Source organism: Xanthomonas hawaiiensis, from assembly GCF_031834635.1.
Lineage (GTDB): Bacteria > Pseudomonadota > Gammaproteobacteria > Xanthomonadales > Xanthomonadaceae > Xanthomonas_A > Xanthomonas_A sacchari.
In genome coordinates this window covers 3599549-3616002 of the sequence record NZ_CP115873.1, presented here as the reverse complement: position 1 = coordinate 3616002, position 16454 = coordinate 3599549, and the positions used below count along the sequence as shown (strand labels likewise).

The window sequence follows — 16454 nt, the reverse complement described above, 5'->3', positions numbered from 1 at the left end:
CGCTCCCTATGCCGGGCCGCGCGTGCGTCTATGCCGAAATGCCATGCTGTGTGAGGGGCGCGTGTGCTAGCTTTGAGCGCTTTTTCCAAGGATGCCATCATGATCGAACGTCAGCGCCGCACCAAGATTCTCGCCACCCTCGGTCCTGCCACCGACCCGCCGGGCGTGCTCGAGGATCTGTTCCGCGCCGGCGTCAACGTGGTGCGGTTGAACTTCAGCCACGGCGATCCGTCCGGCCAGGCCAAGCGCGCCGCCGAAGTGCGTGCCGCCGCGGCCCGCGTCGGTGCCGAGATCGGCATCCTCGCCGACCTGCCGGGCCCGAAGATCCGCATCGAGCGCTTCGCCCAGGGCAAGGTCTCGCTCAAGCTCGGCGACCGCTTCGACCTGATCGCCGACCCCAATGCCGCGCCGGGCGATGCCAGCCAGGTCGGCGTCAGCTACCTGGGCCTGCCGCAGGACGTGGCCCCGGGCGACGTGCTGCTGCTGGACGACGGCCTGATGCAGCTGAAGGTGGTCGAGGTGCAGGGCGAGCGCATCGTCACCAGCGTGCTCAACGATGGCGTGCTGTCCGATCGCAAGGGGCTCAACAAGCAGGGCGGCGGGCTGTCGCTGGGTGCGCTGACCGAGCGCGACAAGGAACTGATCGGCATCGTCGCCAAGATCGGCGTCGACTTCATCGCGGTGTCGTTCTGCCGCAACGCCGAGGACATGAACGAGGCGCGGCGCATCGCCCGCGCGCACGGCTGCGACGCGGCGCTGGTGTCCAAGATCGAGCGCACCGAGGCGATCGAGAACCTCAGCGAGATCGTCGAGGCCTCGGACGTGGTGATGGTCGCGCGCGGCGACCTGGGCGTGGAGATCGGCGACGCCGAGCTGCCGGGCCTGCAGAAGAAGATCATCAAGGAATCGCTGGCGCAGAACAAAGTGGTGATCACCGCCACGCAGATGCTGCAGTCGATGGTGGAGAGCCCGATCCCGACCCGCGCCGAAGTGCTGGACGTGGCCAACTCGGTGATCGACGGCACCGACGCGGTGATGCTGTCGGCCGAGAGCGCCGCCGGCGCCTATCCGATCCGCGCGGTCGAGGCGATGGCGCGCATCTGCCTGGGCGCCGAGCGCCAGTTCGAGACCGAGACCGACTTCGGCATGGCCCCGCGCAACCTCGAGCGCGCCGACCAGGCCATCGCCATGGCCACGATGTTCCTGTCCCAGCATGTGGGCGTGCGCGCGATCGTGGCGATGACCGAATCCGGCGGCACCCCGCGCTACCTGTCGCGCTTCCGCGCCAAGGCGCCGATCTTCGCGGTGACCCGCCACGATGGCGCGCGCCGGCACATGGCGATGATGCGCGACGTGTTCCCGATCAACTTCGACAGCCGCGGCCTGACCCCGCGCGAGGCCGCGCGCGGCGCGATCCGCGTGCTGGTCGAGGCCGGCCTGCTGGCGCCGGGCGACCGCGTGGTGTTCACCAGCGGCGAGCACATGGAAACCCACGGCGCGACCAACACCCTGCGCCTGCTCGAGGTCGGCCCGGACGGCCGCGCCAGCGGCCTGGGCGAACTCTGAAGGACGCGGCGCGGCGGCTTCGGCCGCCGCGCCGTCGGCAACACCTGTTCGATCGCGCATGGAACGGCGCGGCGCCCTCCCGTTCCCTGATCGTGCGACACCCCCATGACGTCCCCAAGCGCGCACGCCGAACTCGGGCTGGACCTGCCCGAGCGCCCCGGCACGCATTGCCTTGAACACCTGATCCAGGCCTCGGCCACGCGCGAGCTGGTGGTCACCGAAGACATCCGCGATCGCCGCGGCATCCTGCTGGTCGCCAAGGGCCAGCGCATCAACGCCGGGCTGCGCGAGCGCCTGATCGCGCGGCGCCTGCTGCGTCCGCTGGAATCCTCGCTGGCGTTCTGCGAGGAGCTGCGCCCGAGCGAAGTGCAACTGGCCGCGCAGCGCGAACTGGACGAACACCCGCACCTGCGCCAGTTGCTGGGCGACCAAGTGCCGCCGGTGATCGCCACGCTGGCCCGCGCCCGCACGCTGGGCGCGCCCGGCACCTTGCTGACCACCCTCGGCCAGACCCGGCCGGCCGCGTTCTCGCACGCGGTGCGGGTGGCGATGCTGGTGGCCTGGCTGGCGGCGCTGCTGTCGCGCTCGGACGCGGCGATGCGCGAGGCCGCGGAGGTCGGTCTGCTGCACGATCTCGGCGAGATGTACGTGGATCCGGCGGTACTGGAACTGCCGGAGGCGCAGCAGGACTTCGCGCAGTGGCGCATGCATTGCGTGCACCCGGTGATCAGCGCCGCGCTGCTCGGCGAATCCGGCGTGTATTCGGCGCAGCAGGCCGCCGCCGCGCGCGAGCATCACGAGCGCATCGACGGTTCCGGCTACCCGGTCGGCACGCCGGCGCTCTCGCCCCTGGGCCGGTTGATCTCCTGCGCCGAAGCGCTGGATGGCTTGTTCGAGCGCGAGCGCGGCCATGCGCTGGCGCTGGCGCGGATGCGCATCGCGCTGCGCGTGGTGCCCGGGCAGTTCCCGCGCGAGGTGGTCGACCTGCTGAGCGAGCGCCTGCGCGACTGCGCGCCGGAGCCGGCGTCGACGCACGATCCGCAGCACCTGCGCGAAGTGGTGGCGGCCTTGCTCGACGGCCTGGAGCGGGCGCGCGACGAAGCCCTGCGCCTGCAGCGCGGCGGCGATCTGCGCGAGGACGAGCGCGCGGCCCTGCAGCATCTGCTGCTGTTGATCGTGGGCTACATCATGGCCATCCACGATTCCGGCGCCGGCAAGATGGTCGAGCAACTGCCGTGGCTGATCGCCGCGCCGGAGGCGGCCGAGGAAGTCGATCGCGTCTGTTGCGAACTGCGCTGGCAGTTGCCGGGGTTGCGCCGCCATGCCGCGTTGCTGGCGCACCGCCGCGCGCGCAGCGCCGAGGACTGGCGGCCGTTGCTCGATGCGCTCGACATCGCACTGCCAGCAGCGCAGGCGCCGACCGCGGACGCAGCATCGCTGAAGACAGCGCAGGGCGATGCGCATGTGCCGTGCGACGCGATGACGGATGCGCTGGCCTGAGGTGCCGGGCTCCTACGCGGTCTACGCCTGTAACCGCTTGCAATGCCGGCGGTAACGGAATGCATGCAGGCCGGCCCGGTATACTGGGGGTTCCCCCGTTGCAGCCATCAGGAACCGTATGAGCATCGAACAGCTTGCCGAAACCGCACAGGCAATGGTCGCCCCGGGCAAGGGCATCATCGCGATCGACGAATCCACCAGCACCATCGCCAAGCGCTTCGCCGGCGTGGGCATCGAGAATGTCGAAGAGAACCGCCGTGCCTACCGCGAGCTGCTGCTGACCACGCCGAAGCTGAGCGACCACATCTCCGGCGCGATCCTGTACGACGAAACCATCCGCCAGAAGACCAAGGACGGCGTGCCGTTCGCCAAGTACATGGCCGAGCACGGCATCATCCCCGGCATCAAGGTCGACAAGGGCACGCATCCGCTGGCCGGCATGCCGGGCGAACTGATCACCGAAGGCCTGGACGGCCTGCGTGCGCGCCTGGAGGAGTACTACAAGCTCGGCGCGCGTTTCGCCAAGTGGCGTGCGGTCATCACCATCGGCGAGGACATCCCCTCCGGCGTGTGCATCGAAACCAACGCGCATGCGCTGGCCCGCTACGCCGCGCTGTGCCAGGAGCAGGGCCTGGTGCCGATGGTCGAACCGGAAGTGCTGATGGACGGCGACCACGACATCGAGACCTGCTACGAGGTCACCGAAGCCACGCTGCGTTCGCTGTTCGGTGCGCTGTACGAGCAGAACGTGGTCCTGGAAGGCACCATCCTCAAGGCCTCGATGGTCATCGCCGGCAAGGACTGCGACGAGCAGGCCAGCGTCGAGGAAGTGGCCGAGTCCACCGTGATGTGCCTCAAGAGCACCGTGCCGGCGATCCTGCCGGGCATCGTGTTCCTGTCCGGCGGCCAGACCGACGAGCAGTCCACCGCGCACCTCAACGCGATGAACCAGCTCGGCAACCTGCCGTGGCCGCTGAGCTTCTCCTACGGCCGCGCCATGCAGCAGGCCGCGCTGAAGCTGTGGGCGCAGGACATGAAGGGCAATTTCGCCAAGGCGCAGCAGGTGGTGTACGAGCGCGCCAAGGAAAACGGCCTGGCCGCGCTGGGCAAGTGGCAGGGCTGATCGCCCCGTAACGCCTACGAAGAACGCCGGCATCGCCGGCGTTTTTCGTTTCGGGGCTCAGCGACTTGCGGGAGCCCGCAGCGGCGCTTGCGCATCGGTGGCAGGCCGCAGGGCGCGTCGGCGCGGCACGCCGCGCCGCTGCGTTCAGGGTGCGATCGCCGCCGGCGCGTGGAAGCGATAGCCGCTGTTGCGCAAGGTCTTCACCGGCAGCGGGCGTCCGCTGATCTCCTCCACGCGGCGCCGCAAGCGGTACATCTGCGTGTCCAGGCGCCGCCGGTCGTACTCGAGGAAGTTCACCCCGAGCGCGTCGGCGATCTCGCGGTGGCCCACGCTCTCGCCGGCATGGCGCATCAGGCACGCCAGCACCAGCAGATCCTGGCGCGACAGCGGCACCGGCGGCGCGTTGGGCACGTTCAGGCGCGCAGCGGCCAATTCCAGCACCCAGCGCGCCGCCGGTGGCGGCAGCGCCAAGCGCCGGCCGAGCGCGGCCAGGGTCGCAGCCAGTTCGTCCAGGTCGATGCCCTTGCCCAGATAGTGATCCGCGCCGAATTCCAGCCCGGCGATGCGATCGCTGGCGGTGTTGCGCGCGCTGAACACCACGATGCCCAGCCGATGGCCGGCGCGGCGCAGGTCGCGGATCAACTCCAGGCCGCTGCCATCGGGAAGGCCCACGTCGATCACGGCCATGCTGTGGCGCGCCGGATCGAATCGTTGCCGGAAGCCGGCGATGCTGTCCACGCACACGGCGGTATAGCCCAGATCCTGCAGGAACTCGCCGAGTTCCTCGCACAGCACCGGTTCGTCCTCGAGCAGGATCACTTCGGACATGGCGGCGCGTCCTCGCGCAGTGCGGTTTGCTGTAACGTCATCGGCTGGCAACGGTGCGGTATGGCGAATGATGGCGCAATGGTGGCGCTGGCGGGTGTGCGCATGGCTCGTGGCGGCAATGGGCGTGTGCGTGGCCGCCGAGCCGGCGCCATCCCCGGCCGCGGCGCTGCCGCTGACCGCCGCGCACCACGATGCGAGCGGATACCTGCAGCGCCTGGACGATCCGCAGGGCCGACTCGACGCCACGCAGGCCGCCGCGGCGCGCGGCTGGACGCGGCTGCCCGCCGGCCTCAACGCGGGATTCGCCGACGGTGCCGTGTGGCTGCGTCTGCCTGTTCATGTCGAAAGTGTACCGCCGGGCGGTTGGATGGTGCGATTGAGCAATGCCTTGCTCGATGACGTGCGGGCCTATGTGCGTCCCGCCGGCGGCGCCTGGCGCGCGCTCGGGGAGAGCGGCGAGCGCCTGCCGCGACGCGACTGGCCGGTGGACTACCGCAGCCCGGTCTTCCAGTTCGCGCCAACGCATGCGGGCGATTACGAGGTGCTGCTGCGGTTGCGCAGCAAGAACGCGCTGGTCACCCGTCTGGACGTGTGGCAACGGCTGCCGTTCGACAACCGGTCGCGGCGCGAAGGACTGCAGTTCGGCCTGTATTTCGGCTTCTACCTGCTGCTGCTGTGCCTGCACGTGCTGTTCTGGCTCGCCACGCGCGCGCGCATGAGCGGCCTGTTCGTGGCCTACCTTGGCGGCTGCGTGCTCAACGAGGCGTTGTCGATCGGCCTGGTACAGCAGGTCACCGGCATGCCGATGGCGTGGAGCGACACGCTGCTGGGCATCGGCATCGCCTGCAGTCTGCCGGTGGGATTCCAGGTCGCCTGCCGGCAACTGAACCTGCGCGCCTTTCATCCGCAACTGGTGCGCTGGGGCACGTGCGCGCTGTGGGCGGTCGCGCTTGCCGGCGCGGCGGCCGTGCTCGCCGGCCACTACGCCTGGGGCATGCAACCGGTGCAGGCGCTGGGCCTGCTGGAGATCCTGCTGCTGGCGGGGCTGGGGCTGCACCTGCTGTGGCGCCGCTATCGGCCCGCGCGGTTCTTCGTGCTCGCGTTCTTTCCGTTCTACCTCGGGGTGATGCTGGGGTTCCTGCGCAACCTCGGCTTCGTCCCGGTCAATGCCTGGACCCAGTACGCCACCACGTTCGGCACCATGCTGCACATGACGCTGCTGAGCGTGTTCCTCATCGGCCGTTACGAGCGGCAGCGCCGGCTGCGCGAACGCCGGCATGCCGATGCCGCGGTGAAGCTGGCGCGCAGGCACGGCCTGGCGCTGGAGCAGGAAGTGACGCTGCGCACCGCCGAGTTGCGCAACGAGATCAACCGGCGGCAGGCGCTGGAGGACGACTTGCGCGCCTTGCTGCAGACCGAGCGCAAGGTCGCGCAGGACCAACGCGATTTCGTGGCGATGGTGTCGCACGAGTTCCGCACGCCACTGGCGGTGATCATGACCTCGGCGCAGCAACTGGCGCGCAAGCTGGATGCGCCGCCGGAACGCAACCGCGCGCGTTGCGGCAACATCCGCGATGCCGCGCAACGGCTGCTGGCGCTGGTGGACGAGTATCTCGCCGACGACCGCATGGGCGAGGCGGCATCGGAACTGCGGCTGCGGCCGTGTGCGCTGCGCACGCTGCTGGAGGAGTTGTGCCGGGATTTTCCGCCGCAGCGCGTGGTCTGCGAGATCCTCGCCGACGACGACGGCCTGCTCACCGATGCGGGGTTGTTGCGCGTGGCATTGCGCAATCTGATCGCCAATGCCGACCGCCATTGCCCCGAGGACATGGCCATCCGCGTGCGCGTGCGCAGCACTGGCGAAGGCCTGCGGCTGGAGGTCGCCAACCCCGGCGAAGGCATTGCGCCCGCGGAACAGGCGCGGCTGTTCCAGAAGTACTACCGCGGCGAGAACGCGCAGGATGCGCCGGGCGCGGGACTCGGCCTGTATCTGGTCCGGCGGATCGCGGAGCGGCTTGGCGGCTCGGTGCAGCTGGCCACGCAGGCGCCCGACGCATCGGTCTGCTTCGTGTTGCTGCTGCCGCGTCGCCCGGATGCACAGCACGTGTTGCCGCGGTTGCCACCGCGGGCCGATGCCTGACCGTGTGCGGAGGCGCGCTCTGGATGCGCAGTCTGCGCCCGCAGTGAAGACGATTGGGCGCGGCTGCGCCGGGCCGCATGGCAGGGCGCGCGTGGTGCGGCCTGGTTCGCCGGCGAGCGCCGTGACGAAAGCGGCGCCGCGACCCGACGACACCGCTGCGCGGTGTCGTCAGCGCAGCCCCGGTTACTGCCGGATGATGCAGCTGTCCGCGGAGGCGTCGGACGCGCCCGGGCTGCACGCGACCGCCGGGGCGCGGATGCCGCCGTCGACGATCAGGATCGAGTCGGTGGCGGCCGTCACCTTGCCGCTGCTGCCGGTGCGTGCCGCGGCGGCCAGCTCCCGGGCCGTTTCGTCGGCCTTTTGCGGACTTGTCCCGGTCGTGCTGCCGGCATCGCTGGTCACCGTGGCGGCGGCGACCGCGGTGTTGATGGTCTGCACGGTCGTGGTGGGCAACTGGATGCCGTTCCCGCCGCCATCGCCACTACCGGCGACCACGTTCAACAGGCCATCGACGTAGGTGATGGCGTAGTTGGACAGCCCTGCACCGGACGCACCGGAGGCGGTGATGGCGTAGTTGCCGACCGCCGCGCCGCTGCCGGCGCCGGCACTGTCCAGGGCGACGCCGGAGACAGTGTCGCCGTTGAGCAGGCCGGAGACACGGTAGCCGGTCAGCGTGGCGGTGCTGCCGACGGTCTTGCTGGCATCGCTGGCGACGATGCGCAGGGTGGCCGGATCGACGCGCAGGCTGCCGTCGACGTAGCTGACGACATAGTTGGACAGCCCTGCGCCGCTCGCGCCGGAGGCGGTGATGGCGTAGTTGCCCACCGCGGCGCCGGTGCCGGCACCGGCACTGCCCAGCGTCACGCCGGAGACGGTGTCGCCATTGAGCAGGCCGGAGACGCTGTAGCCGCTGAGGGTGGCAGCGCTGCCGTAGGTCTTGCTGGCGTCGCTGGCGACGATACGCAGGGTGGCCGGATCCACGCGCAGGCTGCCATCGACGTAGCTGACGACGTAGTTGGACAGCCCTGTGCCGGTCGCGCCGGAGGCGGTGATGGCGTAGTTGCCCACCGCGGCGCCGGCACCGGCACCGGCACTGCCCAGCGTCACGCCGGAGACGGTGTCGCCATTGCGCAGCCCGGCGACGCTGTAGCCGTTGAGGGTGGCGGTGCCGCCGTAGGTCTTGCTGGCGTCGTTGGCGACGATGCGCAAGGTGGCCGGATCGACGCGCAGGCTGCCATCGATGTAGGTGACGACGTAGTTGGACAGCCCTGCGCCGGTCGCGCCGGAGGCGTTGATGGCGTAGTTGCCGACCGCGGCACCGCTGCCCGCGCCCGTGCTGCTCAGCGCGACACCGGACACCGTGTCGTTGCCGAACAGGCCCGCCACGCTGTAGCCGCTGAGGTTGGCGGTGTCGCCGTAGGTCTTGGAGCCCGAGGTCGCCGTCACCGTCAGCGTCGCCGGGGTGATGGCGATGCCGCCGGAGACCACGTAGCCGATGTCGTAGCCCTGCTGCGAGGACGCCAGGCCACCGAGTTGCAGCATGCCGTTGCCGGTGGTGTAGCTGCCGACGCCATTGCCTGCGGTCGCGTAGCGCAGCGACGATCCGAACAGCAGGCTGGGGTCGAAGGCGCCGCCGACCGTGTAGGACGCGAGCGTGCCGCTGACGCCGTTGCCGTCGTAGGTCTTGTCGAGGCCGGAGACGGCGGTGGTGATCGTCAAGGGGGTCAGGAAGCTGCGCAGCAGCGGCGTGCCCATGTGTTCGTACAGGCGCCAGGTCAGGCCGGTGCCGCCGCGGTCGTCGATCGCCCAGCCGGCATCGGTGAAGGTGGAGAGCGTGTTCAGCGCGCTCCAGGACCGGCCGCCGCTGATCGCATCGATGCTGCCGCCGCTGTTGCCGACCGTGTTCAGGCCCACGTTCCGCGGATTCCCACCGATGTCGGTGGCGAAGAAGCTGGCGACGATATTGCCGTTGGAATTGGAGCCGACCAGGCCGCCGACCGCGCTAGTACCGGAGACGTTGCCGGTGGCGTAGGAGTTGCGCACGGTGTTGTTGTAGTTGACGCCCACCAGCCCGCCGACATACGCCGTGCCGGTGGCATCGCCGCTGGCGTAGGTGTTGGCGATGGTGCCGTTGTCGTTGTAGCCGGCCAGCCCGGCGACATACATGCTGCCGGAGACGTTGCCGGTGGCGTAGGCATTGCCGATGGCGCCGCCGTCGTTGTAGCCCATCAGCCCGCCGAGGTAGTTGGTCCCGGACACGGCGCCGGTGGCGTAGGACGCGCTCACGCTGCCGGTGTCGCTGTAGCCGACCAGTCCGCCGACGAAGCTGCCGCCGGAGACGGTGCCGGTGGCATGGGTCGACGCGAGGCTGCCGTGGTCCAGGGTACCGATCAGCCCGCCGATCTCGGAAGAACTGCCATTCACCGTGCCGGACGCATAGGCCGTAGCGATCGTGGCGGAACTGCGTCCGACCAGGCCACCGACGCTGCGGGTTCCCGACACGTTGCCGCTGGCATACGCGTTCTGGATGGTGCCGGCACCGGCCATGCCGACCAGGCCGCCGGCGCTCGAGGTGGTCGCGGTGACGTTGCCGGTGGCGTGGACGTTCTGCAGCGTGCTCTGGATGGCATTGCCGATCAGCCCGCCGACGTTGTTGCCGGTGGTGGTGCTGGTGCTGCTGACGTTGCCGGTGGCGAAGGCACCGGTATAGGTCCCCTGGTAGTCGTTGCCGACCAAGCCGCCGACGCTGCTGCCGCCGGACACCGTGCTCGACGAGGACGAGGCGCCGATCGTGCCGTTGGTGTTGCTGCCGATCAGCCCGCCGACATAGTTGCCGCTGTAGGGGCCGCCGCTGCCGATCACGCTGCCGCTGGTCTGCACGCCGGCGATCGTCCCGGCATTGTTGTAGCCGGTGAGGCCACCGACGAAGTTGCCGGTACCGCTCATGGTGCCGTTGACGCTGATGCCGCTGAGGGTGCCGGCATTGAAGCCGACGACCCCGCCCACGTAGGCGGTACCCACGACGGTGGCGCCGGTCAGGGCCAGATTGCCGATCCGGCTGGCCGTGCCGGTATTGCCGAACAGGCCGACATAGGACGCGCTGCCGCGGGCGATGGTCAACCCGGAGATCGTGTGGTTCGCGCCGTTGAGGCTGCCGGTGAAGGCGCTGTTGCTGTCGCCGACCGGGCTGAAGCCGGCGCTGCTCCACATGCCGCTGGCATTGCTGCCGGCGGTCTGGCTCGCATCGATGTCGGCGGACAGGCTGTAGTTGGCCGCCAGGTTGTACGCCATCAACTGCAACTGGTGCGCGTTGGCGATGGTGGTGCTGTACTCGCTGGCCAGGAACGGGCGCGTCTGCCCCTCGATCATGATCCAGGCCGGGCTGCCGACGCCATCGCTGGCGACGTAGACGTTGCTGGTACCGGCGAGCAGCGACCAGGTGCCGAGATTGCCGTAGCTGCTGTGGTTGTAGCGGTTGCCGCTGCCGAAGCTGGTCAGGTTGGTGACGCTGCCGCCGGCGCTGCCGATGGCATTGGCCTGGCCGGTACTGCCGACGTCCCAGGACGCATTGCTGACGCTGCCCGTATTGGCGCCGATCAACCCACCGACATTGTTGGTGCCGCTGACCGCGCCAGTGGCGTAGCTGTTGCTGACGCTGGCGGAGGTGACGGCCGCGCCGCCCGGATTGTTGACGCCCACCAGCCCGCCCACCGAGGTGGGCGCGGTGACGCTGCCGGTCGCGTAGGTGTTGGCGATGGTGCTCTGGTAGTTCATGCCGACCAGCCCACCGACAATGGAACTGGTGCCGATCACGCTGCCGCTGGCATAGCTGTTCTTGATCGTGCCGGCGTTCTGGTTCGTTCCGACCAGGCCGCCGACATCGCTGGTGCCGCTCACGGTGCCGGTGGAATACGTGTTGGTGAGGGTGCCGCCGTCGTTGTAGCCGACCAGGCCGCCCGTGTTGCTGGAACTGCCGGTCACACTGCCGGTGCTGTGGGAATTGCGGATCGTGGCGCCGACGTTGTTGCCGACCAGGCCGCCGACCGCGGACTGTCCATTGACGGTGCCGTTGAACACGCCGTTGTCGATCAGGCCCAGGTTGTAGCCGGCCAATCCGCCGACGCCGCCGGAGGTGCCGGTCACGCTGCCGTCGACAGTGACGTTCTTGATCGTGCCCTGGCCGTAGCCGACCAGGCCGCCGACGTAATAGCCGCCGGAGATGGAGACGTTGCCCAGGTGCACATCGCGGACGAGGCTGTTGCTGCTGGTGGTGCCGAACAGGCCGACATAGCCGCTGGCGCCGGAGATCGTCAGGTTGTTGATGCTGTGGCCCAGGCCCGCCAGCTTGCTCTGGAAGGAGGACACCAGCGCGCTGCTGCGGGTGACGCCGGCCAGGTCGATGTCCTGGGCCAGCGCATAGGAACCGGGGCTGTTGAAATAGATGGCCGCGTCGGCCAGCGAGTGGATCAGCCTGTAGGCCTGTCCGTTGATCGCCAGGCTGGCCTGCGCGCCGCCGATCGAGACCGGCGTGTTGACGTAGTAGTCGCCCGTGCCGCCGACGCTGCCGTTTTCGGTGTAGCCGCCGTAGTTCAGCACCAGCCCGGCGCTGGCGCCGGTCGCGGTGACCGGCGCATTGAGGTAGATGCTGTGGTACGCGTCCAGGGTCAACGTGGAGTTGCCGCTCCAGGTGAGCGCCGCGTTCACGTTGATGTCGCCGCTGCCGGTGCTCACGGTGCCCGGGCCGCTGGCGGTGATGAGGCTGGTGAGCAGGGTGACGTTGGTGCCGCCATTCAACGTGCTGTTGATGGTGCTCGCGGCCGCGCTGTCCACGGTCAGGTCTTCCGGGTCGACCAGCCAGGTGCCGGCGCTGCCGGGGCCGGCGGCCTTGGCGCCGACGGCAATGCCGGAAAAGTCGACGGTGTGGCCGCTGGTTTCGAGCAGGCCGCCGTTGCCGCTGCCGGCCGCGTCGGCGCGCAGCGCGCCGTGCACCGCGGTGTGGCCATCGGACCAGACCACGATCGAGCCGCCATTGCCCTGGCCGGTCGCGCTGGCGTCGAGCGTCGCGCCGCTGGCGACGGTGGCCGCGCTGGCGTGTTGCAGTTGTTCGCCGCCCTGGTAGCCGCCGCCGATGCGGATGCTGCCGCCGGCCGCGGTGCCGCTGGCATCGATGCGGCCATCGACGTGCACCGCGCCATCGGTCAGCACCTGCACGCTGCCGCCGTGGCTGCCGGAGACATCGATGCGGCCGCTGCTGGCCACGTCGCCGCCGCTGCCGACCAGGCGCACGCTGCCGCCGGAAGTGTCCACGCCGGTGGCTTCGAGCGTGCCGGTGTTGTTGACCAGCAACTGCGACAGCCCGGTGCTGCCGGCCTGCAGCAGGATCTGCCCGCCGTTGGCGCGCAGGCTGCCGCTGTTCTCCACCGCCGCGGCGCCGTCCACCGACTGGCTGGCGGCCGCGACCAGTTGCATGCCGATCGCGCCGGCCGCGTCCATGGTCACCTTGACCTGGTCGGCCGAGAGCAGACGGATGGCGCCGCCGTCGGCGGTGATGCTGCCGCGGTTGTCGACATGGTTGCCGACCAGGTTCACCGAGCCGCCGTTGCCGGCGTGGATGCTGCCCTGGTTGACCACGCTGGCGGCGCCATGCGCGCCGCGGGCGAGCAGGTAGCCGTTGTCATCGTCCCCGGCCAGGCCCAGCGAGCTGGCGACCAGGCCGCCGACGTTCACCTGCGCGTGGTTGCCGAACAGGAGGCCGGCGGAGTTGATCAGGAACACGTTGCCGTTGGCGCGCAGGCTGCCGTCGATGACGCTGGCGCCGCGGCTGGCGTCGATCAGGTTGAGCGCCACCGCCGAGCTGGATGGCTGCACGAACACCACGCTGGCGTCCTTGCCGACGTTGAAGCTGTTCCAGTTCAGCACGGCCTTGGCGGCGTTCTGGTCGATCTGCAGCGTGGCGCCGTTCTGCGACACGGTGGCGCCGGTGGCGCTGGACAGCGACGGCACGCCGCTGGCGTAGGCCGGTGCGGCCAGCGCGCAGGCCAGGGCGAAGGGCAGCAGCGGCGCGGCCAGGCGCGCCGCGCCGGTGCCGGTTGCGCCGGCGTGGCCGGTAGCGACTTCGGAGGCGACCTGGAGCACGCCGAGGTGGCGGTTGAAGACGAGGCGGTAGATGCGGTTCATGGAGATCCCCAGGTCAGAAGGTCAGGCCGAAGCGGGCCCAGTAGCGCACATCCTTGCCGTCGCCCGGCTTGGTGGTGCCGGTGGGCTTGGCCGCGGCCAGATCGAACGAGAGCCCGTGCCAGTCGGGCAGCCGGAAGCTGAGGCCGACACCGGCACCCTCGAAGGTGGTGACGCTGTCGTAGACCGCGCGGTTGGCCCCGTTCGGGTAGACCCGGCCGTAGTCGTAGAACACGCTGGCGGTCAGCAGCTGGCCCCAGGCGCGGCCGCCGAACGGCGAGGCGGCGCTGGCGAAGCCCGGTGCGTCCACCTGGTACTCCAGGCCGGAGTCGAAGCCGCGGTCGCCGAGCGCGGCGCCGAGCGGGAAGGCGCGCACACTGGTCGGTCCGCCCAGCGAGAACTGTTCCAGCGGGGTCAGGGTGTCGTCGCTGTACTGGCCGTTGACGCGCAGTTGCAGACGCTGCGTGGCGGTCAGCCCCTGCAGCCGGGTGTAGCTCAGGCGCGCGACGGTGAAGTGGCGGTCGTGGCGCGCATACAGGTAGTCGGTCTGCGGCGAATCGTCGTCGAGCGCGCCGCGCACGCTGAGCTGCAGCAGGTCGATGGCGTGAAGCCGGCGGTCGTCGTGGCGCACGCTGGTGCCGAGCTCGGCCACGTCGAACTTCTGCTTGGACAACAGCACGCCCAGACCCTGCAGGCGCGAGCTTTCCTTGACCAGGTGCAGCCAGCTCTGCACGCGCCAGGCGTCGGAATTGACGAACTTCCAGTCCAGGCCCAGCGCGCTCTGCTGGGTCGGACCCTGGATGTCGAGCGCGGCGAACGCGCCGTTGTCGAGGTTGACCACGCTGCGCGTGTACGACGCGCTGGCGCTGAGGCCGTCGACGCCGGCGATCGGCACCTGGTAGGCGAGGCTGCCCTGCCAGGTGTTGGCCGGATCCAGCGCATAGGCGTAGCTGGCGGACAGGTGGTCGCCCAGGCCCAGCGGGTTGTTCCAGTCCACGCCGACCTGGGCGCGGTAGCGGCCGATGCTCGGGGTGCCGTAGTTGCTGGCGCCGACGCTGACCTGCAGCGGTCGCTCCTCGCGCGCCTGGATCACCACGTCGGTCTCGCCGGGGTTGGCGCCGGGCTTGAGCACGGAAGTCGCGGAGACGCCCGGCAGGTCGCGGGCATACAGCAGCGCCGACTGCAGGTCCTGCTGGCGCAGGATCTGGCCCTGCAGGGCCAGGGCAGGGCTGGCGATCAGGCGGTCGTCGTAGCGGCGCGCGCCCTCGACGGTGATCTTGCCGACCCGGCCTTCGACCACGCGGATCTCGACCACCTGGTCCGGCCCCAGGGTCTGCACCGGCAGATACGCGCGGGCGACCAGGAAGCCGGCGTCGCGATAGGCCTGGGTCAGCGTGTCGGCGATCTGCTGCAGTTGTGCGAAGCTGAGCTGGGCCGGCAGGGTGCCGCCGCCGAGCGCGCGCAGGCGGGCATCGGCCAGCGCCTGCAGCCGCGCCGGGTCGATCCGCTCGCGCGGATGCGCGCCGACCCCGGTCACCCGGATCGCCTGGACCGCGATCGGCGCCGCCGCGTCGGTGGTGGTGCCGGCGGCCGGGGCGGCCTCCTGGGCAAGTGCCGTCGCGCAGGTCAGGGTCAAGGCCAGGCCGGCGGCCCACGGGAGCGCAAACAGCGCATTCGCCAGCGTGCTTGGGCGCGGGCGGCAGGAGATCGTCATGATGTTAAGGCGGCGTTAGGATTGAGGCTCGCGCACTGTAGCCGTCCCGCCGTGAGTCAATCTGAGCAAATCTGAGCGCGCAATCACTCTTTGCGGCGTCCCCCGACACGGTGTCGGGGAAACACTGACACTGCAAGACCTCGCAACGTCAGTCGGTCAACGGATGCCTGAGATCGGGGCAGTGCAAGCCCGGCGTGGGGCAGGTGCCGACGTCTGGCGTGGCTCCGCCAGACGTCGATTGCTCAGGCCGCGGTGGCGCACTGCGCGTCGCGCAGCGCCTGCCGATACGCCTTGGCGGTGGCGTCGTTGTAGGCCACCAGGATGATCCGCTTCGGCACTGCGTGCGCGCGCTGCCAGGCGTCGGTTTCGGCGACCGCGATGCGCGCGGCCTGGTGCAGCGGGTAGCCGTAGACGCCGCAGCTGATCGCCGGGAACGCCACCGAGTGCAGGCCCATCTGCTCGGCCAGGCGCAGCGTGCGCCAGTAGCAGTTGGCGAGCAGGGCCGGTTCGTTGTGGGCGCCATCGCGCCACACCGGCCCGACGGTATGCAGCACCTGCCGCGCCTTGAGCCGATAGCCCGCGGTGGCGCGCACCTCGCCGACCGGGCAGCGCACGCCCGGCTTGAGTTCCGGCAGGCGCCGGCATTCTTCCAGCAGTTCCGGGCCGGCGGCACGGTGGATGGCGCCGTCCACACCACCGCCGCCGAGCAGGGACTCGTTGGCGGCGTTGACGATCGCGTCCACGTCGAGCTGGGTGATGTCGCCTTGCCAGATTTCGATCTTCATGCGCCGATCTTTAGGGGAGCCGAATGATGGATGCGTGAGGGTGTCGCCACCGCCGCCGCGCGCTGCCACGGTCGCTTAACCGGCCAGCGGCAAGACTGACGCGCCCCCATCTCAGCACCTGCGACATGACCCCGAACCCGCCGCCGCCACAGGTTGCCGAAGCCCTCGCGCAGGGCCAGATCGTCAAGGCGATCAAGCTGCTGCGCGGGCACAGCGGCATGGACCTGCGCAGTGCCAAGGAGCAGGTCGATGCCTGGCTGCTGGCCGGCGCGGCGCGCTCGGTGACGGAGTTGCTCGACCGCCACGCGTCCGCTGCCGGAGCGGGGGCGACGCCGGCGACGTCATCCCAGGCATGCACGCCGACCGAGGAACGGCGCCTGCCGCCGGCAGCGGAACTGGCGTTGCGTCGCGGCGAGCGGCGCAAGGCCGCCAAGCTGGTGTTCGATCAGTATCCGGACATGTCGCTGCGCGAGGCGCTGGAAATGGTGCAGCGGCATCTGCGCGCGTCGCCCACGCTGGGCACCGCGTCGACCGTGGTCGCCGGCGACCGCGGCGGACGCTGGCGCTGGGCGCTGCTGGCACTGCTGCTGGCCGCGGCGGCGGCCTGGTGGCTGGCACGCTGAG

9 protein-coding genes are annotated in these 16454 nt (G+C 70.2%); 5 read left to right on the top strand and 4 right to left on the bottom strand.

The features are described from left to right. Positions 1 to 99: 99 nt before the first annotated feature. The 3 genes from pyk to PG878_RS15400 all read left to right on the top strand — a co-directional run bounded on the left by pyk (position 100) and on the right by PG878_RS15400 (position 4189). A complete protein-coding gene (gene pyk / locus PG878_RS15410; protein WP_010341498.1) occupies positions 100 to 1566 on the top strand; it encodes a pyruvate kinase in 1467 nt (488 codons plus the stop codon). A 105-nt stretch (positions 1567 to 1671) separates the two neighbouring features. Then, positions 1672 to 3066 (top strand): HD-GYP domain-containing protein, encoded by a 1395-nt coding sequence (locus tag PG878_RS15405; protein WP_209030965.1) that lies wholly within the window; start codon positions 1672 to 1674, stop codon positions 3064 to 3066. Between the two features lie 118 nt (positions 3067 to 3184). Then, positions 3185 to 4189 (top strand): class I fructose-bisphosphate aldolase, encoded by a 1005-nt coding sequence (locus PG878_RS15400; protein WP_010341500.1) that lies wholly within the window; start codon positions 3185 to 3187, stop codon positions 4187 to 4189. A gap of 144 nt (positions 4190 to 4333) precedes the next feature. Here the strand turns inward: PG878_RS15400 and PG878_RS15395 are convergent, their stop codons facing one another. Continuing rightward, entirely contained in the window at positions 4334 to 5017 is a 684-nt protein-coding gene (locus PG878_RS15395) for a response regulator transcription factor (RefSeq protein WP_209030966.1), read from the bottom strand. A 67-nt stretch (positions 5018 to 5084) separates the two neighbouring features. Between PG878_RS15395 and PG878_RS15390 the strand changes: the two genes are divergently transcribed. Next, positions 5085 to 7157 (top strand): sensor histidine kinase, encoded by a 2073-nt coding sequence (locus PG878_RS15390; protein ID WP_209030967.1) that lies wholly within the window; start codon positions 5085 to 5087, stop codon positions 7155 to 7157. A gap of 183 nt (positions 7158 to 7340) precedes the next feature. On the opposite strand, the gene PG878_RS15385 is transcribed toward PG878_RS15390, so the two are convergent. From PG878_RS15385 to PG878_RS15375, 3 genes are all read right to left on the bottom strand, one after another. Further along, positions 7341 to 13334, bottom strand: coding sequence for an MBG domain-containing protein (locus PG878_RS15385; protein ID WP_209030968.1), 5994 nt, complete (start codon positions 13332 to 13334; stop codon positions 7341 to 7343). Positions 13335 to 13347: 13 nt separating this feature from the next. Continuing rightward, a complete protein-coding gene (locus tag PG878_RS15380) occupies positions 13348 to 15045 on the bottom strand; it encodes a ShlB/FhaC/HecB family hemolysin secretion/activation protein (protein WP_209030969.1) in 1698 nt (565 codons plus the stop codon). Between the two features lie 242 nt (positions 15046 to 15287). Further along, positions 15288 to 15830 carry an O-acetyl-ADP-ribose deacetylase gene (locus tag PG878_RS15375; RefSeq protein WP_209030970.1) on the bottom strand — a complete coding sequence of 181 codons (543 nt, stop codon included), beginning with the start codon at positions 15828 to 15830 and terminating at the stop codon, positions 15288 to 15290. A 125-nt stretch (positions 15831 to 15955) separates the two neighbouring features. Between PG878_RS15375 and PG878_RS15370 the strand changes: the two genes are divergently transcribed. Further along, complete coding sequence (locus PG878_RS15370) at positions 15956 to 16453, top strand: hypothetical protein (protein WP_209030972.1); 498 nt, start codon at positions 15956 to 15958, stop codon at positions 16451 to 16453. Position 16454 lies beyond the last annotated feature (1 nt).

Coding starts and splice junctions, on each gene's coding strand:
- PG878_RS15375 (WP_209030970.1), bottom strand. CDS start 15,830: ATGAAGATCGAAATCTGGCAAGGCGACATCACCCAGCTCGACGTGGAC.
- PG878_RS15405 (WP_209030965.1), top strand. CDS start 1,672: ATGACGTCCCCAAGCGCGCACGCCGAACTCGGGCTGGACCTGCCCGAG.
- PG878_RS15400 (WP_010341500.1), top strand. CDS start 3,185: ATGAGCATCGAACAGCTTGCCGAAACCGCACAGGCAATGGTCGCCCCG.
- PG878_RS15380 (WP_209030969.1), bottom strand. CDS start 15,045: ATGACGATCTCCTGCCGCCCGCGCCCAAGCACGCTGGCGAATGCGCTG.
- PG878_RS15395 (WP_209030966.1), bottom strand. CDS start 5,017: ATGTCCGAAGTGATCCTGCTCGAGGACGAACCGGTGCTGTGCGAGGAA.
- PG878_RS15385 (WP_209030968.1), bottom strand. CDS start 13,334: ATGAACCGCATCTACCGCCTCGTCTTCAACCGCCACCTCGGCGTGCTC.
- pyk (WP_010341498.1), top strand. CDS start 100: ATGATCGAACGTCAGCGCCGCACCAAGATTCTCGCCACCCTCGGTCCT.
- PG878_RS15370 (WP_209030972.1), top strand. CDS start 15,956: ATGACCCCGAACCCGCCGCCGCCACAGGTTGCCGAAGCCCTCGCGCAG.
- PG878_RS15390 (WP_209030967.1), top strand. CDS start 5,085: ATGATGGCGCAATGGTGGCGCTGGCGGGTGTGCGCATGGCTCGTGGCG.